Source organism: uncultured Methanobrevibacter sp., from assembly GCF_902764455.1.
Classification (GTDB): Archaea; Methanobacteriota; Methanobacteria; order Methanobacteriales; family Methanobacteriaceae; genus Methanocatella.
Map to the genome: position 1 here is coordinate 1 of NZ_CACWVY010000034.1, position 22,636 is coordinate 22,636.

Annotated in this window: 22 protein-coding genes; 15 read left to right on the forward strand and 7 right to left on the reverse strand. The window is 27.9% G+C overall.

Translation table 11 applies throughout. The features are described from left to right. Positions 1-245 precede the first annotated feature (245 nt). The 4 genes from QZU75_RS10025 (at position 246) to QZU75_RS10040 (ending at position 2,052) form a co-directional block, all read left to right on the forward strand. A complete protein-coding gene (locus QZU75_RS10025) occupies positions 246-1,328 on the forward strand; it encodes an FRG domain-containing protein (RefSeq protein WP_296883466.1) in 1,083 nt (360 codons plus the stop codon). A 185-nt stretch (positions 1,329-1,513) separates the two neighbouring features. Then, positions 1,514-1,675: a hypothetical protein gene (locus QZU75_RS10030; RefSeq protein ID WP_296883468.1), complete on the forward strand. Its 162-nt coding sequence runs from the start codon at positions 1,514-1,516 to the stop codon at positions 1,673-1,675. 22 nt (positions 1,676-1,697) lie between these two features. Continuing rightward, positions 1,698-1,910: a methionine adenosyltransferase domain-containing protein gene (locus QZU75_RS10035; RefSeq protein ID WP_296883500.1), complete on the forward strand. Its 213-nt coding sequence runs from the start codon at positions 1,698-1,700 to the stop codon at positions 1,908-1,910. 13 nt (positions 1,911-1,923) lie between these two features. After that, entirely contained in the window at positions 1,924-2,052 is a 129-nt protein-coding gene (locus QZU75_RS10040) for a methionine adenosyltransferase domain-containing protein (protein ID WP_296883469.1), read from the forward strand. Between the two features lie 231 nt (positions 2,053-2,283). On the opposite strand, the gene QZU75_RS10045 is transcribed toward QZU75_RS10040, so the two are convergent. Beyond that, positions 2,284-3,192 (reverse strand): DUF2971 domain-containing protein, encoded by a 909-nt coding sequence (locus QZU75_RS10045; protein ID WP_296883471.1) that lies wholly within the window; start codon positions 3,190-3,192, stop codon positions 2,284-2,286. Positions 3,193-3,328: 136 nt separating this feature from the next. On the opposite strand from QZU75_RS10045, the gene QZU75_RS10050 reads away from it, so the two are divergent. After that, the gene (locus tag QZU75_RS10050; RefSeq protein ID WP_296883473.1) at positions 3,329-5,437 is read left to right on the forward strand and encodes a P-loop NTPase fold protein; all 2,109 of its coding nucleotides are present in this window, start codon (positions 3,329-3,331) and stop codon (positions 5,435-5,437) included. Between the two features lie 37 nt (positions 5,438-5,474). Here QZU75_RS10050 and QZU75_RS10055 read toward each other — a convergent pair whose 3' ends face one another. From QZU75_RS10055 to QZU75_RS10065, 3 genes are all read right to left on the reverse strand, one after another. Next, positions 5,475-6,002 carry a hypothetical protein gene (locus QZU75_RS10055; protein WP_296883475.1) on the reverse strand — a complete coding sequence of 176 codons (528 nt, stop codon included), beginning with the start codon at positions 6,000-6,002 and terminating at the stop codon, positions 5,475-5,477. Between the two features lie 492 nt (positions 6,003-6,494). Then, positions 6,495-8,552: a hypothetical protein gene (locus QZU75_RS10060; RefSeq protein ID WP_296883477.1), complete on the reverse strand. Its 2,058-nt coding sequence runs from the start codon at positions 8,550-8,552 to the stop codon at positions 6,495-6,497. Between the two features lie 30 nt (positions 8,553-8,582). Next, positions 8,583-9,674 (reverse strand): FRG domain-containing protein, encoded by a 1,092-nt coding sequence (locus QZU75_RS10065; protein WP_296883478.1) that lies wholly within the window; start codon positions 9,672-9,674, stop codon positions 8,583-8,585. Positions 9,675-10,056: 382 nt separating this feature from the next. Between QZU75_RS10065 and QZU75_RS10070 the strand changes: the two genes are divergently transcribed. The 4 genes from QZU75_RS10070 (at position 10,057) to QZU75_RS10085 (ending at position 12,404) form a co-directional block, all read left to right on the forward strand. Then, on the forward strand, positions 10,057-10,455 hold the full coding sequence (locus QZU75_RS10070; RefSeq protein WP_296883479.1) for a hypothetical protein: 399 nt from the start codon (positions 10,057-10,059) through the stop codon (positions 10,453-10,455). Continuing rightward, entirely contained in the window at positions 10,456-10,707 is a 252-nt protein-coding gene (locus QZU75_RS10075) for a hypothetical protein (protein ID WP_296883481.1), read from the forward strand. 385 nt (positions 10,708-11,092) lie between these two features. Then, positions 11,093-12,193 (forward strand): hypothetical protein, encoded by a 1,101-nt coding sequence (locus QZU75_RS10080; protein ID WP_296883483.1) that lies wholly within the window; start codon positions 11,093-11,095, stop codon positions 12,191-12,193. 55 nt (positions 12,194-12,248) lie between these two features. Beyond that, on the forward strand, positions 12,249-12,404 hold the full coding sequence (locus QZU75_RS10085) for a hypothetical protein (protein WP_296883485.1): 156 nt from the start codon (positions 12,249-12,251) through the stop codon (positions 12,402-12,404). 591 nt (positions 12,405-12,995) lie between these two features. On the opposite strand, the gene QZU75_RS10090 is transcribed toward QZU75_RS10085, so the two are convergent. Next, a complete protein-coding gene (locus tag QZU75_RS10090; RefSeq protein ID WP_296883486.1) occupies positions 12,996-13,895 on the reverse strand; it encodes an ROK family protein in 900 nt (299 codons plus the stop codon). A gap of 385 nt (positions 13,896-14,280) precedes the next feature. On the opposite strand from QZU75_RS10090, the gene QZU75_RS10095 reads away from it, so the two are divergent. Together QZU75_RS10095 and QZU75_RS10100 are read left to right on the forward strand one after the other, a co-directional pair. Beyond that, a complete protein-coding gene (locus QZU75_RS10095) occupies positions 14,281-14,745 on the forward strand; it encodes a DUF6932 family protein (protein WP_296883487.1) in 465 nt (154 codons plus the stop codon). A gap of 1 nt (position 14,746) precedes the next feature. Next, positions 14,747-14,926: a hypothetical protein gene (locus tag QZU75_RS10100; protein WP_296883488.1), complete on the forward strand. Its 180-nt coding sequence runs from the start codon at positions 14,747-14,749 to the stop codon at positions 14,924-14,926. A gap of 40 nt (positions 14,927-14,966) precedes the next feature. Here the strand turns inward: QZU75_RS10100 and QZU75_RS10105 are convergent, their stop codons facing one another. Next, on the reverse strand, positions 14,967-15,959 hold the full coding sequence (locus QZU75_RS10105; protein ID WP_296883490.1) for a hypothetical protein: 993 nt from the start codon (positions 15,957-15,959) through the stop codon (positions 14,967-14,969). 258 nt (positions 15,960-16,217) lie between these two features. Beyond that, positions 16,218-17,237, reverse strand: a complete 1,020-nt coding sequence (locus QZU75_RS10110) for a Fic family protein (protein ID WP_296883492.1) — start codon at positions 17,235-17,237, stop codon at positions 16,218-16,220. Positions 17,238-17,535: 298 nt separating this feature from the next. Between QZU75_RS10110 and QZU75_RS10115 the strand changes: the two genes are divergently transcribed. The 4 genes from QZU75_RS10115 (at position 17,536) to QZU75_RS10130 (ending at position 22,435) form a co-directional block, all read left to right on the forward strand. Continuing rightward, complete coding sequence (locus tag QZU75_RS10115; protein WP_296883494.1) at positions 17,536-18,339, forward strand: acyltransferase; 804 nt, start codon at positions 17,536-17,538, stop codon at positions 18,337-18,339. A 94-nt stretch (positions 18,340-18,433) separates the two neighbouring features. Then, a complete protein-coding gene (locus QZU75_RS10120; RefSeq protein ID WP_296883496.1) occupies positions 18,434-19,162 on the forward strand; it encodes a hypothetical protein in 729 nt (242 codons plus the stop codon). A 318-nt stretch (positions 19,163-19,480) separates the two neighbouring features. Next, positions 19,481-20,770, forward strand: a complete 1,290-nt coding sequence (locus tag QZU75_RS10125) for a DUF6020 family protein (protein ID WP_296883497.1) — start codon at positions 19,481-19,483, stop codon at positions 20,768-20,770. Between the two features lie 318 nt (positions 20,771-21,088). Next, complete coding sequence (locus QZU75_RS10130) at positions 21,089-22,435, forward strand: hypothetical protein (protein WP_296883499.1); 1,347 nt, start codon at positions 21,089-21,091, stop codon at positions 22,433-22,435. The last annotated feature ends 201 nt before the right edge of the window (positions 22,436-22,636 follow it).

Genomic DNA, 22,636 nt, shown 5'->3' on the forward strand with positions numbered 1-22,636 from the left:
CCTACAATTATCAAATAAAGAAACAAAACTCAAAAATACAATTTACAACATCTATCGATCAACTCAGATTCAATAAAAAAGAGGATTTCTACAAAGCCTAATATTCTATTTTACATTTTTTAAAATTTCACAGACCTCCAAAAATAGAAAAAACATCTAAAAATAAAATTATTGACAAAATATTTAATAAAAAGATTATTTATAATATTCTTTAATGGTGCTGGCGTATAATAGGTGGTGAAAGCATGAATGAAGAAAAATATGTTGAAGAAATAACTATTAATGATTATTTTGAACTACAAGACATTATGCAAGGACGAAAAGATTATGCTGATTTTCGTGATGATTTTATTTATCGGGGAATTAATAAAAAATCTTATAAGTTAATTCCTTCTTCTTTACGTGACAACAATATTCTTGACTATATCGGGTCAGAATATAATCCACCATTTGGTCTAAAAAAAGAAACTGCTATTGGACTAGGGTTAAACATAAAAAATAAGTCTCCTGATGAACAAGGTTTATATAAGTTTAAATTAAATAAATTTGATGAATTTGAAAATGGTGTTAAAGTAAATGATGAATATTATTTAAATCAATTTAAATTAGGAAAAGAAATGCATGTTCTATTTAATTTCATAGTTTATTCTGATCGATATGGATTAAAAGTTCCAATATCATCTAATGTCCGAAAACAATCATTAAAGTCTGTTATAGATATTCCTAAAACCTGGCCGCAGGAAGATTATTTTGAAATAATATCTTTGGCTCAACATTATGATTTGCCTACTAGAGCTCTTGATTGGTCATATGATTATAAAGTATCATTATATTTTGCGATTCGGAATGTTTTATATGATGATTTTTCTTTAGATGATGAGAATAATGATGGTGTGCTTTGGACTTTTAATTATGGTTATTTTAAAAGCGACAATACAACTAATGACTTTAAGGTTCAATTTTACAGACCAGAATACTATTCTAATCCTAATCTAAATGCACAAAGTGGATTGTTAACCTTAGTTGTTGACTTTAATCAAGAATGTGATGAAAGACCTCTAAATGAAATAATACTTGATGAATTGGAAAATAATGAACGAATTACTGATGAAAAACTAGTTTACGAAATTGATGGTTTGGAAAAATTTTCAATTCCAGAAAATGAGAAAATATTTTATAAATTTATAATTCCAAGAGACATTAAGGCAGAAGTATTAAAACAGTTGTATATTGATGGTTATTCTGAAGAACGATTATTTCCAGGTTATGCTGGAGTTACGAAATATATAAAAAATAAGGCGAAACTTGATGAAATTCTGGGTCAATAAATTGTAAATTGTGGCTGTTTGTGCACATATTAGTTGTTCTTGATTTTGTAAGAATATAACTTAATAAAACTCAGAATATTTGGTTAAATACTATATCTAAGAGGGACAGTAAGGCACAGATTCAGTTAATTACAGTGAAGGTAGAAATATTTTCTCTTTGGGTGCGGTTGTACTTTCAACTAAGCATGATGAGACAGTCAGATAACCAGAAACAGTTAAAAAAGGATATTCGTGAAAAACTCTTCAAGGTAGTCATTCCACAAGAATTAATGGCTGAGAATACCAAAGAGCACATCAACCCGATAGGTGTATTTGAAATCTGCGATTCTCATAGAGATGCAGGTTGAACCGGTCGTAAAATCATAGTAGATACATAGGGGATATGCAAGACACTGTGGGGGAGCATTTTCAGGAAAAGATTGCACCAAAGTGGACAGAAGTGCATGCTATATGGTAAGATACATTGCAAAAAACATCGTTGCTGCTGGTCCTTTTGAGAAATGTGAAATTCAGTTATCCTATGCAATTGGTGTTGATGAGCAGACTTATGTTATGGTTGATACCTTGAACAAGAGTGGATAATAATGATGTGTCAATGGCTCAAATCGTACATGAAAACTTCAAATTAACTCCTGATGGAATTATTGAAACCTTAAACTTAAGAGATGCCCGATACAAACAAACTGCTAAATACGGACAATTTGGTGTTGAATGTTTTCCATAGGAGCAAACTGATAAGGTGTAAGATTTGAACTATATCTTTGTTTATTAATCTTGTTTTAAATTGATATTTATACTAAATTAAATTATTGGCAATGTATTGTTATAGTTAATATAATTAGTTGCTAAATTATTATTCGTTTGTGAGATATAGTTGAAAGAATTTTTGAAGAGTTCCTTTAAGTTATTTTTAAATCTAAGTTTACCTTTTGGTTTTATAATGATGATTTTCTAATTATAACTTAATTTTTTTAGCATCTAATGCATATTTTGAGTAATTTAAATCCATTTGGTATAAATCACAATTTTTTTCAACTGCAATATCCTTAAAAAAGTCTAAATTTTCTTTATTAAATCTCACTCCTAAATATATCTTTGAAGGTTTTAAATGTAAAAATTTTTCATAAGAAATCAATCTCCATTCTTTTTCATATTTCCAATCTTTATATTTTATCAATGAATTGAATTGTTTATTTTCTAGTTCATTTTCTGTTTTTATGTTTGGAAAAAATTCTTCATGATAAAAAACAGGATAAATCTTTTTTCTAGTTTTTTCTTCCATTTCTAAAGAATCATATCCTATGCAAAATCCCTGGTGCTCATTAGCATAATGAGACCACATCAAAATGGATTTTGAAGTTTCACTAAAGCAGGAAATTCTAAATTTAATTTCATTTTTAAGGTATTCTGTATAAAATTGATTTGTTTCATTTTCAATAAGTTCATACATTCCACTCATGTCAATATTCATGTCTTCATAAAGTGCATCTATGTCTTCAAGGAGTTGAATATCAATATTGATTTGTTCAAATATTTTTTTCACATATTCTTCTTTAATTTTTTGTTCTGAATTTTTAAGTATGTTTTGTTTAAATTTTTCTATGTCTATGCTGAATGCAGAGTCATAAGGATCATTAAGAATATATGGTTCAGTTAAATAGATTTTTTCATTAATTAGTGCATCTACATGTTTACTTTTTTCTACTTCTTCAGAGGAATCTAAATGGCGGTAACGAAATAATTCTTTGGGAAAATGTTTATCTCGATTTTGTATAATTTTATTCATCTGATTTATTCTTAAATTGAGATTATCATTTGAATTGCAGTTTATTCTATTTCTGATTTTTTGAAATATATTATTCATATTGGTCCTCATTAGTACTATAGTTATTATTTTAAATATTTTTAGAATCTATTTTAAATTCTGTGGTCAGTTTTTTGAATTTGGTTTCGTTTGGTTAATAGAAATATTAATATGAATTTATTTATAAACTTTCAATATGAAATCTCCAGATTCTTATTTTGACAATAATCATGAATTTTCATTTAAAAATGAAAAACCAATAGAATCAATTAAAGAAGATGTAGAAGGTTTAAACAGTAACAATTTTGCAAAAAACCTTGCAATCAACATCGAGAATTATTTAAAAAATAATGACTCTTGTCTTACAGTTGGTTTGATGGGTGATTGGGGATCTGGAAAAACATCTATTTTAAATTTAACCAAAGTTCATCTAAAAAAGGCTGATATTAAATTAATGGAATTCAATCCATGGATTTATTCATCCTATAATCAGCTGATTGAACAGTTTTTTGATGAGCTTATATCTCAGTTTTCAGATTCTGATGATATAACAAAAGATTTAAAATTATATTGGTTTAAACTTAACAAAACAAATCTTGCCAAGTCCATTGTTCCCACAGTAGTTTCAGCTAAAAGTGAAACTCTTGGAAACATAATGGAGAAAACTTTCAATGTCGATTCTCCGGAAAAATCCCTTAAAAAAATCAAAGATAAAATCAATGCACGTTTAAGAACAAGTAAAATTGTTTGTATCATTGATGATTTGGATAGATTGGATAAGGATGAGATTAATGAGATGTTCAAATTAATTAAAATTATGGCTAATTTCAACAATGTCATTTATCTTGTTGCTTTTGACAAAAACATTGTTACAACTGCTTTAGAAGAAGATTATGCAGAAAATTTCTTGGAAAAGATTATTAATGTTCCTCTTGAAGTTCCTTTGATTTCTCAAATGGAACTTAAAGAAATCCTAAAAAAGGATTTAATTGATTTATCCAATAAGCATGATATTCCATTAGACGATATTAGATTGGAATCATTGCTTCAATCAGAAAATGACTTTTACACGACAAGTTATGGTATTTTGAAATTTTTTAAAACAATCCGTGACATTAAAAGATTTGTTAATATTTTGGAATTTAACATTGAACTGGTTAAAAAGGAAGTGTGCTTTGAAGATTTCATAGCCATTACTGCAATACAGCTGTTCAAACCAGAGTTATATGAAAAAATCAAATATAATGAATCATTGCTTGTAATATGCTCATTTTCAAGGGAAGATTATGTCTCCAATTATAAATTATGTCAAAATGAACAATTTGAATTTGAAAATATTCTTGATGAAGACGAAAATAGCAAATATCTATTGCAATTTTTATTCCCAAAGATGCTTTTTATTTATGATGTAAAAATTGATATGGATTTGCAGAAGTATGATGAAAAATTGTTAATATGTCATGAAAACCATTTCAAAACATACTTTAAGTTGAATCCAATTTTAAAGGAAATTAATGAATATGAAATCTCAATGACCATTGATTTAATCAATTCCAAAAAAGAAAACGAACTTTTCAATCAATTCATTAATTTATATGAAATGGATAAATTGAAATTGTTTTTCAAGAGTTTGAAAAATCGTCTTGATAAGGTCATCGAAAAGGAATTCTTATTGCATGTGATTTTTTCATTTTATAAGAAATTTGATGGTAGTATTCTAAATAATGTACACCTGGAAAAAATCAATAATTTATTGTATGAATTATCATTAAAATTGATTTATGAATTAGACAATGAAAATAACTTTGAGATATTAAAAGAGGAATTTGTAAATTCAAATCAACTGGATTTCCTTTACTCAATAATGTCCCATTTCAGAAAAGAATGTGAATCCAATGACTATGCGAATTATAGGGAGTCATTATTCAGTTTGTCTGAAATAGGGCAATTGGAGAAAATAATTATAAACAAATTTGAAATAATGCTCAATTTGTATCCTGAGTATGTTGAGCAAAATTTGGTTAAAATGTTGAATGTGGCTGCTGATTTAGGAATGGATTTGCAAGTGCGTGAATTTATTGATAACTACATTTCAAACAATGAAAATTTAATAAATTTGCTTAAATTATTCATTTTGGAGTCAAAAGAATTTTCCAAGCATGAAATTCAAAATTTATCTGATTTTACAGATTTAAATCCAATTAAAAACAAAATTGATGCGAATTATGGGGACTTAAAAGATGAAATTGTTGTTAATAAATTTCTGAAAGGATATGAGTTGTGGTTGGTTGATGAGATTGAATGATATTGTTGATGTTTTGATTAACTAAACACTATTAATATCATTCAAAATGCAAGAGATAATCTAATTTCGTTCTATTTTTAATGGATTGTACTACTCCATCATAATTTGGGAATAAATTTTCATAAGCGTATCCATCTAAATACAATTCTTTTAATATTTCTTTTTTTAACTTACCTGAAATTATAAATTTATGGAATATCTTTTCATTAGGTTTAATTGAGATGTCCTGAAATTCATTTAAGTGGTAATATATCTGTTTTTTATCTAAACCTTTAATTTCTATCATATTATTTATTACAGCTTTATCAAAAGGTGTTTTTGCATCGATAGATTCATAAAATTTACTAGTTAAAAATGTAAATAATCCTTTTTGTGCTTTTAAATCGGGATTAGAACTATATTCTGGTCTGTAAATTACCACTTTGTTTTTTTCAGATTTTTCCTCATTATATTTATCTTCAAATTTTTTGTAATTAAATGCCCATAAAAGAATGAACATTGATTTTTGGATGTGTTTTAATAGAATTATTATTGTGTAACTGTTTTTTAAAAGATATGGGCTCATCACTATCAAAATTAAACTTTATCTGTTCAACAAAATTAAAATTAAATTCAGATTTTAAAATAAATTCATCAATTTTTTGTCTTCTCTTAATAATGATGGAATTAGTTTATAATTTGGTTTTTTAAGGCCTCTAAAAATAAAATTTTCTCTAAAGCCCTCTGTGTCTGTTTAATTATGTTTAGTAAGCTATCAAATTTGTTTATTTCATGAATTTCTACTAATTGATTATACTTTTCTTTTTTAGATTTTTTATTTAACATGCTATCATCAGTTATTTAATTTATACTTATCTGTTTGGTTAGATATAATAGTTTTTGTAGCATGACAATATAGTAATTGCAATATTTTTATTTCAATAGAAAAATATAGAAAATTTCATTTAAAAATTGTTAAATTCAAATTACGCAAGTTTGAAAGAGACTTTTATCTAGATATGTTGTAGAGTTTTGTTCTACATTTTTGGTAAATATTTTATAATAATGACTTTTGAATTTAAGTTTTATTTTTAGATTTTAAGTATAGGTTATATTCATAAAACCAATCAAATGTTCCTGTTTCCATATATTGTTTAGGTAAATTTTCATAAAATGAATTGTTGTTTGTTGATCTTTTGATAATTTCATATAATTGGGATAAACTCATAAAATATGTGTTGAAATGCGCATAATATTTAAAGTCTTCATGACAAATATCATTTAATTTTTTGAATGATTCTTTATAGTCTTTTATAATTTTTTCAAATTCTTTATTAATTTTTTCAGTTCCATTTTCTAGAGTATATTTGCCGTCAACTAATGTTTTTAACAGAAATTCTAAAAAATAAGGATTATATAATGAACCATAGTCCAGTTGTGTTAAAGAAATTCTTTTGATGTGTTTATTATTCCAATGTAATTCATATTTATTTCCATCTTTAGATTTTAATTCAACTTTCCCATATTTTTTTAATAAATATTCTAGTTTATTTGCTTGAAACTGTGATTTGACAAAACTGCGGAATAAATCCATGAAAATATAATAAGAAATTCCTGCTTTTGATTCTTTTCTCATAACTTTCTTTTTCACTTCAATAATTATTATTGAGGCATCACTTTCAATGATGAAATCAGATTCACCATTATATTCCTCTGATTCAAAGAGAGTATTTGAAATATAATTGATATTATGGGCATCAAATAAATATTTGATTAATGTTTCGAGTTTTTCTCCAAACAAATCATCCAATTTGGTTTCATGTTCAGCATTGTAGGGTTCTCGTAATTTATCTGCCAAAAATTCATAAAAATTTGGTGTTGAAATAGGGATGCTTGGGATGAAAAATTTTGTAGGGTCAAGTTTAACAATAGGTCGTTTATAAAAATCAATTTTCGAATAATCTGAAGGAAAATTATAATCTTGATTTATTGGATTTACATGAGAAAGGGTATTTAATATTTTAATGTAGTCATCATATGGCAATGCATAATCTTGTTTTTTGGATAGATTTAATTTTATTCGATTTCCAGTATTTTTGCCAATATTATTTAGTTCTTCCATGACTTGTATATAATCATCGAGGCTAAATCCAAGTGTTCTTTCAAAAAAATCATCTTCAAAGGAAAAGAATATTTCACATAGTTTCAGTTCAAGGTTTATATTTCCTTGAGGTATTCTAAATAATGAATCGTATAAAACTAAATCAGATGCATGTTGGATGAATGTTTTTTCATTTTGAAAAATATGCTCAAAAATATTATACTCCTGAACATTGCATATTGCATTAACAACTATTTTGGATAAATTAATAATGTCATTAAATAGTTTTTCATATTTTTTATGTTTTGAATTATATTTAAATTCAGGATATTTTAATGCTAAATTGAAAAGATATCCCCAAGGAACATCAATTTCATCATTTCGATTCAATACATCTGTTCTCTTTAAAAATAGGAATCTTTGGAAAGTGGAGTTAAATTCAATATTATTTAAGAGATGTATTATTAAATTTATTCCTCCAAATTTTTCAATCATATTATTTAATTGTATTATAATGTTTCCAAGTCCTGAAACAAACTCGATATTATTTTTTTCAATCTTGATTTTGCACCCTTTATTCATTAAGTATTTTATGGATTTAGAACGGTTATATTCTTTAATAAAATTGTCTTTTAATGTTTCTTTTGAAACTTCGCATTTTTTGAAGTTCATATAGTTTTTACAATATATCATAGCTTCTTTCCATTTTTCATCATCAAAAGAGGGTAATCTTTCCATATTGGGATTTATATCCAATATTGTTTGAATAATTTGCAGGTAATAGATTGAATCTTCATTTAAAAGCATTTCACGATAAATTAATTCTTCAGTTAATTTTTTAAAATCAACTCTATTAATTTGTCCGGTTGGATAATTTAGACTTTCAATTTTTATTTTCAAATCATTGCCTAGTGCTTTTTCAATATATAAAATGTCTTCTTTTTCAATATCCACAGGATATTCATTCATGAAATCTTTTTCGGTATATATTGTCGCATTTGTATTATCAACTAATGATTTGAATTTACTTAACATTTAAATGTCCTCAGCATGTTGGATTTATCTTTATTTTAATGTATGTCTTTTATCTAATCTAAGATTTATAATTAGTTTAGTTAATTTAATTCTATTTTTAATTGTTTGACTTACACCTGAGTATCCTGGAAACAAATATTCTTCTGAGTATCCTTCTGAATATAATTCTTTTAAAATATTAGGTTTTTCATCTTCAGGTATAATAAATTTATAAAATGCTTTTTCAGTTTTTGGTATTTTTCTTCCGCTTTGATTATATTCATTTAAAAATTCTTCTATGAACTCATCATAAGGTTGACTTGCATCTTCCCAAACTCTTTTTATCATAAATGTGAATAATCCTTTTTGAGCATTTAAATTAGGATTTGAATTATATTCTGGACGATAATGTGTAGTGCAATAGGATTTAGTTTCAAGCACATAACAAGGATTAAAATATTTATAATTAAATGCCCACAAAACACCATTTTCAGGTCTTTTACTTGTCAAATAATTATCGTCCAGTATATTTTTTAAAGCAAAATATAATGAAACTCTATAATCATATGACCAATCCAAAACTCTTGTTGGAATGCCATAGTGTTGGGCTAGAGCCATTAATTCATAAAAATCTTCTTCAGGCCAAATTCCGTTTTCACTATTAAATATGTTGTGGAAATTATGTTCAAGCAATTGTCGAACCTTTTGATTGGCAGGTACTTTTAGACCTACTTTATCAGCATAACTTAAAAATTTCATCAATGCATTCAATTCTTTCACACATTGGAATTCTTCCCAAGATTCAGCATAATCTTTGGATTCTCCATCAATTAATTGACCATATTTATTTACTGTAAAATCTTTCACACCATCATATTCATCTTCTTTTTTGGCAAATCCATATTCGACAGCTTTTTCATGAGGCAGTACTAAATTTAATTTAAAATCTTCATCAACAAAATCATTGAGTTTATTGCCTTTTCTCAATGCAGATGGTGCCAGTTCATAAATATCGTTTTCTAATCCTCGGAATATGAATTTTTCACGTAAATCTTTGCATAAATCTGTTTTTCCTTGGATGATATTAACTAAATTATCATAACTGCCTATTGGAATTTCTTTAATGTATTCACTTTGAGACATTATTTCACCTTATTTCACTTGCTTAATAATGAATATTGGGATATTGGAGTATTAAAAGTATGTAATTTATTCAAATATATCGTATTTTCAAAACTCATTACTTTATTAAATTACATAAATCCTGTTTGGTGATAATATGTATTTTGAAAGATTCTGTCTTGAAAGGGACATTAAAAAACAAACAATCAAAAGTTATAAAACAGCAATAAACCCTTACACAAAATTCATCAAATGTCTTTAGGGAATTGATTGATGAAGCAATAAGTGAAGAAAATGATTCAACAATTAAAAAAGACAAAGAAACATTAAGCAAAGATTAATACAATTTCAAGCCCATTTGCGAACTGAAACTGACTTTAAAATAAGCAAGATTCAAAATATTATGCGAGAAATTTCCATATTATATAGGTATTTTGATGTTGGAGTACCTAAAATTCCAAAATTAAAAAATTCTGATGAAAATCATTTATCTTATTTTGATTTGCCAACCAAAAAACAAATTAACATAGCAATTAACTCTACGGGAATAAGAATCTCATCATTGACACTGTTTATGGCTTCTTCAGGTACTGGAAGAATAGAATGTGCAATGATGACAATTAAGGATTTCATTGATGCATGTTCAAGATATCATACAAAAAAGACATTGCCTGAAATAATTAATGAATTGCACGATTGCGAAACACCAATTGTGCCGACATTTACTATCATTCGGCAAAAAAATCAAAAGCCGTATTATACTTTCTGCACTCCAGAAGCAAGTGATGCAATTTTAAAATAGTTGGTTTTAAGACTTCAGATATGTAGTCAAAATGGCATTGAGTTAAAGCTTGAAGATTCTCTTGGGGACTTGTCAACTAGGCAGATTACTTATCATTTTTCAGAGATAAATGATGAATTGAATTTTGGTTTTAAAGGGTCTTACAGATTTTTCAGGCCACATTCACTTAGAAAGTTCCATGCAAGCAATATTGAATTGCCTCAGAAGTACATTGATTTGATTCAAAGCAGAAGCAGGGGGCATTGTTCGTGATTTATATATCAAAACCAATCCTGAATGGCTAAAAGAGATTTATATAGGGGTGACGGATAATGTAACAATTCAAAATGATGTAAAAAAGAAAAGGAGGTCGTGAAGAATTCATAATTAACATTGATCTTAATTTTTATGGAGGGGATTTGAGATTAATCTTTAATTTCAGGGTATGTAAAATTTTATTAATCTGTTTATGTAATTCGCATTCAAAAATAAATTTTGCATTGTCAATTCAATTTTTATAAAACTCCATAATATTGTTTTAATTTGTAAAATTATTCGAATTAATTATTTATTGGTCTTATTAGTAATTTAAATAGCTAAATTTAAATAAAATAAAATTATACATTAATTATATCAAAAATTCAGGAGATTGTTATTCATGACTTCGGAAGTAATGATTGTAAGTTCAAATTCGTTGGTTTTGTCAAGTGATGGTGCAGTTACTGTTAAAGGCAGGAAAACATTCACTGGTGTTAAAAAACTTTTTAAATTATCTATTAATCCAACATCGGTGATAATGGTTTATGGTAAGCCGGATTTTGGTTCTGTGGACATGGAATCTATTATTGAAGAATTTAAACGACAGGATAATTTAACTGAATTGGATTCTATAAGGAGCATTACCTGTGAATTTATTAAATTTTTAGAGAATTATACTTTTCCGGATAATGTTGAATATTTTGTTAAATATAACTTGGGGATTTTCAAAAAAACTCTTTCAGAAAATCTTGAAGGTTTGGATAATGATCTTTTTTGGGATTATATTGAATCATTTGAAAAGGAAGATAAATTTTCTTTTATTGGTGATGTTTATTTTGAAGATATTATTCCTGATGATGTTTCAGATAAGAAAAAAGCAAATGGCGAGTTATTAAAAATATTTTCAAGCTATTTATCAACTATGGGAACAGGTATTGTTATTGCTGGTTTTGATAGGAAACATAAAAGACCTTCCTTTTTTCATGTTGGTTTGATGGTTAATAATGGTGGTGAAGTGGAATATTGTGTTTTAGATTATGAAGAAAACTTCGATGGAAATTGTATAGTGTCATTTGCTCAGGATGAAGAGATTAATACATTCCTTAGAGGTATAAATTCTGAACTGGAAGTCAGTATTGTTAATTATTTCAAATCAATGTTGGATTCTTATTTGGAAGATTTTTATTTGAAATTATTTTATTCGAAGGAATTTGATGATGAAACTTTAAAGAAAATTAAGAAATATAAAAATTCTCTTAATGAAGATTTTTTATTTTATGAAAAGTCTTTTGTAGAAGAAATTGATATTTGGAAAGATGAAAACTATCATTCTTTTCTGGATATCGTTCCATTTCTTCCAAAGCATGTCCTTGCTGAATTTGCAAAGTTTTTGATTTTGATTGTTTCTTCAAAAAGAAAATATTCCTTCGATTTGGAAAATGTCGGTGGCGATATTGATGTTTGTGTGGTTACAAAAAATCAAATTCAATTTTATGATTAGTTAATTTAGATATTTTTAAATATTTCATAAATGATATTATTAAATAGGTGATTGTATGGTTTCAAGATTTATTGTAAGGGATGAAGATATCAGTTCAACTCATTCTTCTCGCTTAAATAAAGGTCAAGCTATGCTTAGAGGTCGCAATGCCGCTAAAAGGGATGCTAAACGTTTACGTGAGAGGCGTGTAAGATTAAGTTCAAAAAATTGATTTAACCTGATTTTAATTTATTTTCTTCACAAAATTATTGAGACAAAAATCTGCAAATAGAAAAACATTAGAGGATAAATTAAATTTCATTAATGATGCCAAAAAGACAAATATTTCGAAGATTCATGTAAAATCAGTTAAAATGGGTAGAGTTAATGTACATCCAGTAATCCTTAAAAAACACTATGAATATGGTATTCATTAGAATACTCTTTTTTTTGAGTCTGTAAAATTTTATAGGATTATTTAATTTTTTAGTGTTTTCAGCCTAATTTTTCATTTGATAGTCTAAAAATGTTAGAATTCCATTTTTAGTATTGTATAATTTCTTTATTATTTCTGGATTGGTTTGTCTGGTGCGGTTTAAAATTGCCATGATGCCTACAAATTTAATTATTTATTGGTTGTTAGGATATTAGTCATTTTAAGGATGAAAGTGATGTTATTCTTGAAACTGATTTGATGCAGACATTTTAGGGGATGTTGATAGTAAATTTGCAAGAAATCTCTTTAGAATGGGATGATTTAAATAGCTTCATCCAGAGAAATGCTGTTTTTTTTTAAAAATATTGTTTTCAGGATATTTTCCACTTAAAAAACATTTTCCCTAATTAAAAAATTGTATAGGGCACCAACACAGCCGGATGCATTTTTAAAATGACATCTTTCAATTTCAGGTTCTGTTATAGCTTCTGAAGATTTTATTTCAAAGTATTCATGCACGCTCTTTTTAATCTCAGTTATTAAAACGTCCTGTGCGGAAATTCCTCCTCCGATGCAGAACTTTTCAAGGTCCAGTACTGACTGTATGGTTATAATTCCTGCTGCAATTGTTCTGGAATAATCTTTAATCACTTTGTAAGCTAGTTCGTCACCATTTTTATACTTTTCAAAGAGTTCATAGCTGTCAATATTGCCTGTGCCTTTTTTATCATTATATGCATCGGTTAAATTTTTATGGCCTCCGATTTTACCAAAGCGTTTTTCGTTGTCCTGAGTTTTAAAATTGGTGAGAATACTTGAAATTTCTCCTGCAGATTCGCTGCTTCCGCGATATAGTTTTCCATTTAGAATTATTCCTCCGGCTATTTCAGTTCCAAGTCCAATAATCATTCCATTTTCCACATCAGATAAATTTCCTTTCCAAAGTTCAGCTAATGCAGAGCATTTACCGTCGTTTTCAATCCACACAGGTTTACCGTATTTTTCTTCAAGTATGGATTTTAAAGGCATATCGCAGATCCATTTAAATGTTGCTACCCTGCCGACTATTCCTTTTCGAGCATTTATTTTGCCTGGAAATGACATCGCAATGCCTGCAATCTGATTTAAGTGAGGATGGATAATTTCATCTAATGATTCAAATAATTCTTCACGATTTCTTCTGGTTTTGATTTCATTTATTTTATTTATTTCTGCATTTTTATCGGTTATGGCGTATTTTATAGCTGTTCCTCCGACATCTATTGCAAGGTATTTTTCAGTGCTCATAAATCAAAATCGCTCCTTCAGGTTTTATTTTTGGTGAGATGTGTTAAATAATGGTTTGTTTTATAAATATAAAAACTCATTTTAACATTGGATATATGAAATTATCTGTTTTATTTATTGATGTTTCTTTTAAATTGCTTTAAGTTCGTAATATTGCTCTTACTTCGTAATATTGTCCTATAATCAAAGAAAAATTATTTATAGATTTAATGTTTAAATATATAATCATATGATATTGCAAATTGTCAAATAATCTGAATAATTATTTTATATAATAATTATGATGTTATTCATGCAAAAATCTAAGGAGATTAATAATTATGACTGATAACCTACCACCATTTGATGAACGAGGATGTTTGCCTGAAGGGATATACATTCATCAGTGAAATATTTTTTAGAAAGATTTGTAAATATATCTAAACGTAGAAAAGAATTATTTGGAAAATACCAAAAATTCACTAAGTTATGCAATGATACAAAAGGAATTGAACAACACTTTATTGATGGAAGTTATGTGACTAATAAAGAAGAACCTGGAGACATAGATTTATTAATAACTTTCAATGATGAGGTTTATGATTCTGAAGATTCCTACAATAAATATTTTGAAATAACTCAAAATCAAAGCAAAATGAAAGAAGATTACGGAGTACATGTATTTTTTGCAAAAAATGCTACTGATGCAGACCCATTTGATTTACAACATTTTTGGGAAATGTATAAGAAAAAAGTTTTAGATTGGTGGAGTTTATTTTATATTGATAGGGAAAATGAAATTATAGATGATAAAAAGAAAGGTTTCATTGTTTTTAATAAAGAGGAACTTCAAAAAATAGAGGCCTGCTAAAATGACTAATCAAAAATCTGTTAAACAGGAACTTATGGATGTCCAACAATTAATTCTTGAAAATCAATATTTGCAGGAAAAATATCCTGAAAAAAAATTAGAATTAGAATTAGGTTTAAAATCTCTTAAAGATTTGGAATCTGAAATGTTTGATGCATTAAAAAAAGAAAAATTAAATTAGATTATGAATAACATTCGTTTAGAAATACAATATTTAATAATCATCTTTTAACAGTTATTTTATTTTTCATAATACATCCGTTATAATTAGTTTTAATAGTATATTTTCCTATTTTAACATTTTTCGGAATTTTAAATACAGCAATTCCTTTTGAATTGCTTGTAACTTTATAATTTTTTCCTTTAAAAGTTATTTTAATGGTTTTTTTAGAGACGGATTTTCCTTTCTGTTTAATGAGTTGGACTGTAAATTTTTTGCCGGTAATTTTTGTTTTGAATAAGGGCTTTACTGTAATGTAGTTTTTTGAGGAAATCTTGCCTGTGTGGATTTCTACTATATGTTTTCCGCTCTGACAATTAAACTTGAAACTCGCATAACCTTTATCATCTGTTTTTACATTAATATTTTTGCCGTTTAATGTAAAAGTGACACTCACTCCCTTGCCGACTGGGTCGTTTACGGGATTTAGAATTCTAACTGTATACATGCTGTTTTTTGAATAGAAAACCTTAATGTCTTTACTTTCAATGGAATTTGCCTTGTCTTTATTTTCTTTGACGAAATTTAGAAAATCCTGAAATTCCTTTGAGTAGGGATTATTGCATGGATTGCTGTTAATATCAATTGAGGTAACATTCGGCTGTGAATAGTATTTTTCAATAAAATCCTTAGGATTTTTGACATATTCCTTCCACAGGCCAACCATGTTTGCAGGGCTGGATATTTCCGGATAAGTTTGGTTTGTATCGTCTGAATTGTTTCTTAAATCAGTTGTATTTTCCCGATTTAAACTGTCGGTTGAATTTTCATAAGTATTGTTTTTAGTTGAAGGAACTATAACTATACTTCCGTTTTCATCTAACACCCATTCTCCACGCTCACCAAAATCATCATAATAATCTCTCATGCTGCCATCTTTAAATTCCTGGATAGGCTCTGTTGAATTGTTAAAATCACTTGCATAAATTGAAGAGGTACTTAAAATTAAAAATAAAATTAATAATGCAGAAAAACAAATTTTTTTAACATCCATAATATCATATATACTTTACATTATAATCTATTTAAATTTTGTCTTGGTTTTGGCAGGGATATTTTTTAGACAATTCAGTTTAACTGTAAAAGTATTTGCACCTTCTTTTTAAGTTGATGATTAACATATTTTTTGGTTGATGATTAATTTTTTAAAATTCCTTAAATTGATTATTTTACGATTTAAAGCATTTTAATCAAAAATAAAAAATTAGACTTGGTTGATGATTAAGGGTGATGATTAATGTTATGAAAAAATTTATTTTAATACATATTCTGTATTTCTGCCTTTTCCAATGCTTTCTATTAATTCTTTATCTTTTAATTTTCTGATGATTTTATAACTGGATTGGGGAGAAATATTTAACATTGTTTGGATATCTTTATTTTGAATATGTTTTTTCTCTTCAAGAAGATTCATTACAGAAATTTCATTTGGAGTTAATTCAATGGTGGTTTCATATTTTGATGTGATTTCGGCTAATTGTAAAACTTCTTTTTTTACTTTGTTAATGGAATATAGTACTCCCTGGCAGAAATATTCCAACCAGTTTGTTAAATCGTGGTTTTTATCTGCGCTGTTTAGTGCATCAACATATGCTTGTCTGTCCTGATTGTAATATTCATCTAAAGTGAAGTATTTGTCAATATTGAATTTGTGAATTGATAAAATTAATGTTGCCATAAGTCTGCTGGTACGTCCATTCCCATCAATAAATGGGTGGATGCGCACTAATTCATAATGGACAATTCCTGCAATAATAACTGGATATATATCCTTAGTTTCATTGTTTAACCAATCCAATAATTCATCTATTAAACCTGGAACTTTGTAAGCTGCAGGAGGTACATAATTCACATCTTTAGTATGTGGATTGCCGATATATACGCTAGTCTGTCTGAATTTACCTTCATATTCGGGATTGCTCAATAAATTATTAGTCAGGTCTTTATGCATGGATAAAATTGTATCTTTAGTTATATTTTCATCTGAATACTCATCTAAATGATTTAATGCATTGAAATAGTTCAGTACTTCTTGTTCTGCTTTTGTAGTTGCTTTTTGTTTGTTGTTGATTAATGTTTTTACTTCATTTAAATTTAAAGGATTTCCTTCAATTGATGTTGAATAATGTGAAGATCTGATTAGTGCATCCTGTTTTAATTTATTATCATACTGAGGGATGATTTTCGCATTACTGATGACCTCTTTGGCTGAAGCAATATCTGCAATATATTTTACAATTTTATTTGTATTTTTAAATTGAGGTTCAAACATACTATCAACTTATTTTTTTAATTACTAAAAGTTATGTGGTTGATGATTAACATATTTTTTGGTTGATGATTAATTTTTTAAAATTCCTTAAATTGCTTATTTTGCGATTTAAAGCATTTTAATTAAAAATAAAAAATTTGACTTGGTTGATGATTAGGGGTGATGATTAATGGGTTATAGATTTAGGATTATGTAATGGGGTTGTACAGACAGCTTTGCAGTTGACATTATCAACAATTATTATATAATCCATACAACAAAACTAATATTTGAATAATGTCAATTTTAGGTGAAACTCGTGCAGATAACCAGTCCGAATCAACTTTTAGAGCTTGAAGATAATGAGTTTATTGGTGAATTGCCAAATCTTACAAACTCACAAATCAATTTCAACGGCAAAAACAACATTCTCGTCTGTGAAGAGGGTGTGCATTTGTGGAATTCCCGAATTGATTTTAATTTAGACAACTCAGTTTTATATCTTTCAAGCAATATTCACGACTATTCTGTTAACATCGTACTTCACAAAAACAACATTTGCTTTATAGGAAAGAACAACTTTTTCAATGGCAGGGCCAATTTTGTTTTATCTGAAGCTAAAAACATCATATTCGGTGATGACTGCTTTATTTCATATAATGTAGTATTCAGAACTTCAGACGGTCACTGTATTTACAATGACGTATCAAAAATGAGAATGAACTATGCCGGAAGCATATATATTGGAGATCATGTCTGGTTCGGCCAGAATGCAATGATTTTTAAAGGTTCTCAAATTGGTTCGGGTTCAATTATCGGAGCAAATTCCGTTGTTTCTAATAAGAAAATTCCATCAAATACTACATATGCCGGCTCTCCGGTAAGACTGATTCATGATAATACTTTCTGGACTCCCCACTCTGTCAATGACTGGGGTGATGAGGAGGTTGAAAAGATGTCTGTCTCACAATCTGACCTTTTCAGCTATATTCTGGATGATAACACCTTAGATTTTGATGTGCTTGAAAATGAACTGAACAGCTTTGGAAATCCTGAAGATGTTGTTGAGTATATTGCGGCAACCTTATTTTTTGCAGGCAAGAATCGCTTCTGTTTAAGGTAGTGATTAGTTTTTTGGGATATGAAGTGTTGGTTATCATTATCAACTTGTGTAAAACTATTAATATGTATTAGCGATAAATATAGGAAGAGATACGATGAAGAGAAAAAATAAAATTTTATTGACCATTCTTATTTTTATAGCTATTTTTGCAGGATTGGTCACTTTTACATATAATCCGATGAATCTTCCTGATAATGGTTTGCCTTTAAATGAAAATACTACAATTATTGGTCAGAATTCCAACGGTACTGTTTATAAGGTTTTGAGTGGAAATCAGTCATCAAATGATACTGTAATCCTTATACTGGGTGTTCACAGTCTTGAAAGTGGTATTCACAATGCTACATATGAGGCAGTACTGGATTTCTCCAAAGAAAATCTCTTAAATAAAAATTACGTAATGTATTTTATCAAACTCAATTTCAAGGACAGCGGAATGAACACAAGCGATTATGACACCAACAGGCATATGGGCGAACTGCTGGCTCACGAATATGTTCTTCCGGATATCGAGAAATATAATCCTTTTGTTATTGTGGATGTTCATGAAATGGAAAACTATTGGGATCTGCAGAGATATATCGGCATTCTTGACAATAATTCTGCTATAGAAAAGGAATATGCAGGTAAAATCGGTGAAAATTTAAGCTATCCTGTATACCCAATAAGAGCGGGCACATCACCTGAATGGGTAACAATACCTCTTGAGAAGAAAAACAATAATGTGCTGCTTTTTGAAACCGCCCAGGCAGACACTCAGCATAATAAAACACTGACCGCAAGGGATATGGTCAGAGTCATTGATAGATTGACTGTTTACTGATGTACAACTGTATCTTGACAGTTAATAAATTGGGGTAATTTTACAGCTTTTAAATTTCGACTGCGGCTGTGCAATCTGGAGACATTATTTTTCAAAAAAATTTTGAAAACAAAATGATATAAAATATAAAACAGATAAATTGTGAATATATCTAAATAGTTTATTTTGGGGAAAAATGTGGAGAAATTTGTTGTTTGGGAAAATTTGAAAAAACTGGATTGCAGGGATTTAATTATTTTTTTAATTCCCTTTCTTATTTTTATATACTATCTTTATGTATATGATCCGGGAATTTTGACTCAAGATAGTTTCTATCAAATGAATCAAATTGCAAGTTCTAATTTTACTAACTGGCATCCGTTTTTCCATACTTTTATAGAAATGCTGTGTCTGAAATTGTATCCGGATACAAAATCAGTTGCAATTTTACAGATTATTGTATTTTCCACAATCTGGATGATAATATGTAATTATTTGCGCAATGATGCAGATACTAAATTCAATAAGGAGTTTGGCCTGCAGGCATTATTTACTTTATTGATTTCATTAATTCCAATCAATGCGGTCTTTTCAATATCCTTAATAAAAGACACTTTATTCAGTTATTTTCTCTTGTTTGTCTGCTTTCTGATTAAAGTGATGCTTGATAAGAAAGGTAATGTCAGTTTTTCATTTGTTTTAATATTGTCATTATTAATGGCATTTGTTGCTCAGTTAAGAAATAATGGAATGATTGTCATTGTTCTGTTTCTCGTTATGCTGGTGGCGTATATATTAATCAGATATAAAAATAAAAAACTTGCTCTTTCGATAGTTTCCTTAACCGTACTTTTTATATTATTAATTTCAGTGTTAAATATTTCATATGGTGTTGTAGATAATGATAAGGATGCAGTTGCAGCTAAAGTGTCTCATATGCTGGCAGATTATGAATTAAATCTCTCGATTGATGATAAAGATAAGGCTCTGATTGGAAGCTTTATTGATGAAAGCAAAATTGAAAAAAATTATGATATAACGTTTAGTGATCCGATAAGTCATTTGATAAACAGAACGGCATATGCCAATAACAAATCTGCAATAATTGAATTGGCTGTAATTTATTCAATAACCAATCCGTATCATTTCCTGCAGTATATGTTCCACTCTTCTCCTATGGTGTGGGATATTGTTAAGGGTGATGACTGGAAAGCTTTTTCATATGTGCTGCACACGGATTCGAGCCGTAAAAATTTCTACAGCAAATATGATGCAACTCCATTGGCAAGCTATGATAATGTCACTGCAAAGAATGCAGAAACTAATTTATTTAATGATTTGGATTCATTTGCTGCAGGATTTTACCAAAATAAACTGGCGGATACTTTATTCAATAATCCTGCATTTTATATGTATCTTTCATTTATTCTTTTAGGCGCAATTTATTTGTTAACAAAGTCTAGGGAGGTATTTTTCGTTTATCTGCTGAATTTATTGAATATAATAGTTATTTTCCTTTCTACGCCTGTTCAAAGTTATAGGTATTTGTATCCAAATCTCTTATTGTGTTATTTCCTGGTGATAATGCTGATTGGAATCATTACAATGCCTAAAAAAAGCATCTTATAATCTGGGCTAGTATTGGATTTGATGAGGATTCAACAGTTAAAATTAAAAGACGGGCAACTAAAAAAATCACATATTTTATGAATTCTGATATTTTTTTCTTTAAAATGTGTCTGTCAAAATGTTAGCTCTTTGACGCCCCTTTCTCACAAAACAAAATAAGTATATAATATAAAATAAATATATAATAAATATATACATTTTAAGTATGATATAATTGGATTTTGAGAAAAAATGTGGGGAAAAGTTATTAAAAACGAATATTTAAAAAAATTAAGCTATAAAGATTTAATTATTTTTTTAATGCCTTTTATTATTTTTATGGGATATCTTTATGTATATGATCCTGGAATATTGGCTCAGGACAGTTTTTATCAAATGAATCAAATAGCTAGGGGCAGTTTTACTAACTGGCATCCGTTTTTCCATACTTTTATAGAAATGCTGTGTCTGAAATTGTATCCTGATACAAAATCCATTGCAATTTTACAGATTATCATATTTTCTACAATCTGGATGATAATATGTAATTATTTGCGTAATGATGCAGATAATAAAATCAATAAGGAATTTGTCCTGCAGGCTTCATTTACTTTATTGATTTCATTGATTCCAATTAATGCGGTTTTTTCAATATCTTTACTAAAAGATATTTTATTCAGTTATTTCTTGTTGTTCACTTGCTTTTTGATTAAGGTATTGTTGGATAAGAAAGGCAATGTTGATCTTTTATTTGTTTTAGTATTGTCTTTATCAATGGCATTTGTTGCTCAATTAAGACAAAATGGATTAATCATTATTGTTCTGTTTATTATTATATTGGGGGCATACTTAGTATTCAGATATAATAATAGAAAACTCGCTATTTCTGTAATTTCCCTAACTATACTTTTTATCTTATTAATTTCAGCATTAAATGTGGCATATGATGTTGTAGATAATGACAATGATGCTGTTGCAGCTAAAGTGTCTCATATGTTGGCAGATTATGAATTAAATCTTACTATGGATGATAAAGATAAGGATATGTTTGGAACGGTTGTCAATCAAAGTGAGATTAAAGGGAATTATGATATAACGTTTATGGATCCTATATTTCATCTAATAAATAATACTGCATATAACAATAATAAATTTTCAATAATTGAAATGGCGATTAGATATTCTCTAGAAAACCCATATCACTTTTTACAGTACATGTTCCACTCTTCTCCTATGGTATGGGATATTGTCAAGGGTGATGATTGGAAAGTAACTTCATATAGAACACACACGGATTCTAATCGTAAAAATTACTATGATAACTATAATGCAACTCCACTGGCAAGCTATGATAATGTTACTGCAAAGAATGCAAAAACCAAAATGTTTAAAAATTTAGATTCAATTGTCATTGAATTTAGTAAAAATAAACTTCTGGACACTCTATTCAATAATCCTGCATTTTACATGTATTTATCATTTGTTTTAATGGGTGCAATTTATTTTTTAACAAGATCTAGAGATGTATTTTTTGTTTATTTGCTAAATGCTTTAAATATTGTTGTTGTTTTCCTGTCCACGCCGATACAGGATTATAGGTATTTGTATCCAAATCTACTGTTGTGTTATTTCCTGGTGATAATGCTGATTGGAATACTTACAAGGCCTAAAAAAAGCATCTTATAATTGGACTAGTATTGGATTTGATGAGGATTCAACAGTTATAATTAAAAGATATGACAATTAAAAAATCACATATTTTATGAATTCTGATATTATTCTTTAAAATGTGACTGTCAAAATGTTAGCTCTTTGACAGAATTTTTTTAAATTTCTTTATTTTCTTTTGTTTTTGCATAAAATTAGTGAGATTCTTTAAAAAGGTTT

Coding starts and splice junctions, on each gene's coding strand:
- QZU75_RS10105 (WP_296883490.1), bottom strand. CDS start 15,959: ATGGATGTTAAAAAAATTTGTTTTTCTGCATTATTAATTTTATTTTTA.
- QZU75_RS10080 (WP_296883483.1), top strand. CDS start 11,093: ATGACTTCGGAAGTAATGATTGTAAGTTCAAATTCGTTGGTTTTGTCA.
- QZU75_RS10050 (WP_296883473.1), top strand. CDS start 3,329: ATGAAATCTCCAGATTCTTATTTTGACAATAATCATGAATTTTCATTT.
- QZU75_RS10110 (WP_296883492.1), bottom strand. CDS start 17,237: ATGTTTGAACCTCAATTTAAAAATACAAATAAAATTGTAAAATATATT.
- QZU75_RS10090 (WP_296883486.1), bottom strand. CDS start 13,895: ATGAGCACTGAAAAATACCTTGCAATAGATGTCGGAGGAACAGCTATA.
- QZU75_RS10030 (WP_296883468.1), top strand. CDS start 1,514: ATGATGAGACAGTCAGATAACCAGAAACAGTTAAAAAAGGATATTCGT.
- QZU75_RS10130 (WP_296883499.1), top strand. CDS start 21,089: ATGGGATATCTTTATGTATATGATCCTGGAATATTGGCTCAGGACAGT.
- QZU75_RS10055 (WP_296883475.1), bottom strand. CDS start 6,002: ATGAGCCCATATCTTTTAAAAAACAGTTACACAATAATAATTCTATTA.
- QZU75_RS10045 (WP_296883471.1), bottom strand. CDS start 3,192: ATGAATAATATATTTCAAAAAATCAGAAATAGAATAAACTGCAATTCA.
- QZU75_RS10070 (WP_296883479.1), top strand. CDS start 10,057: ATGCGAGAAATTTCCATATTATATAGGTATTTTGATGTTGGAGTACCT.
- QZU75_RS10120 (WP_296883496.1), top strand. CDS start 18,434: ATGAAGAGAAAAAATAAAATTTTATTGACCATTCTTATTTTTATAGCT.
- QZU75_RS10065 (WP_296883478.1), bottom strand. CDS start 9,674: ATGTCTCAAAGTGAATACATTAAAGAAATTCCAATAGGCAGTTATGAT.
- QZU75_RS10125 (WP_296883497.1), top strand. CDS start 19,481: ATGAATCAAATTGCAAGTTCTAATTTTACTAACTGGCATCCGTTTTTC.
- QZU75_RS10085 (WP_296883485.1), top strand. CDS start 12,249: ATGGTTTCAAGATTTATTGTAAGGGATGAAGATATCAGTTCAACTCAT.
- QZU75_RS10060 (WP_296883477.1), bottom strand. CDS start 8,552: ATGTTAAGTAAATTCAAATCATTAGTTGATAATACAAATGCGACAATA.
- QZU75_RS10025 (WP_296883466.1), top strand. CDS start 246: ATGAATGAAGAAAAATATGTTGAAGAAATAACTATTAATGATTATTTT.
- QZU75_RS10100 (WP_296883488.1), top strand. CDS start 14,747: ATGACTAATCAAAAATCTGTTAAACAGGAACTTATGGATGTCCAACAA.
- QZU75_RS10040 (WP_296883469.1), top strand. CDS start 1,924: ATGGCTCAAATCGTACATGAAAACTTCAAATTAACTCCTGATGGAATT.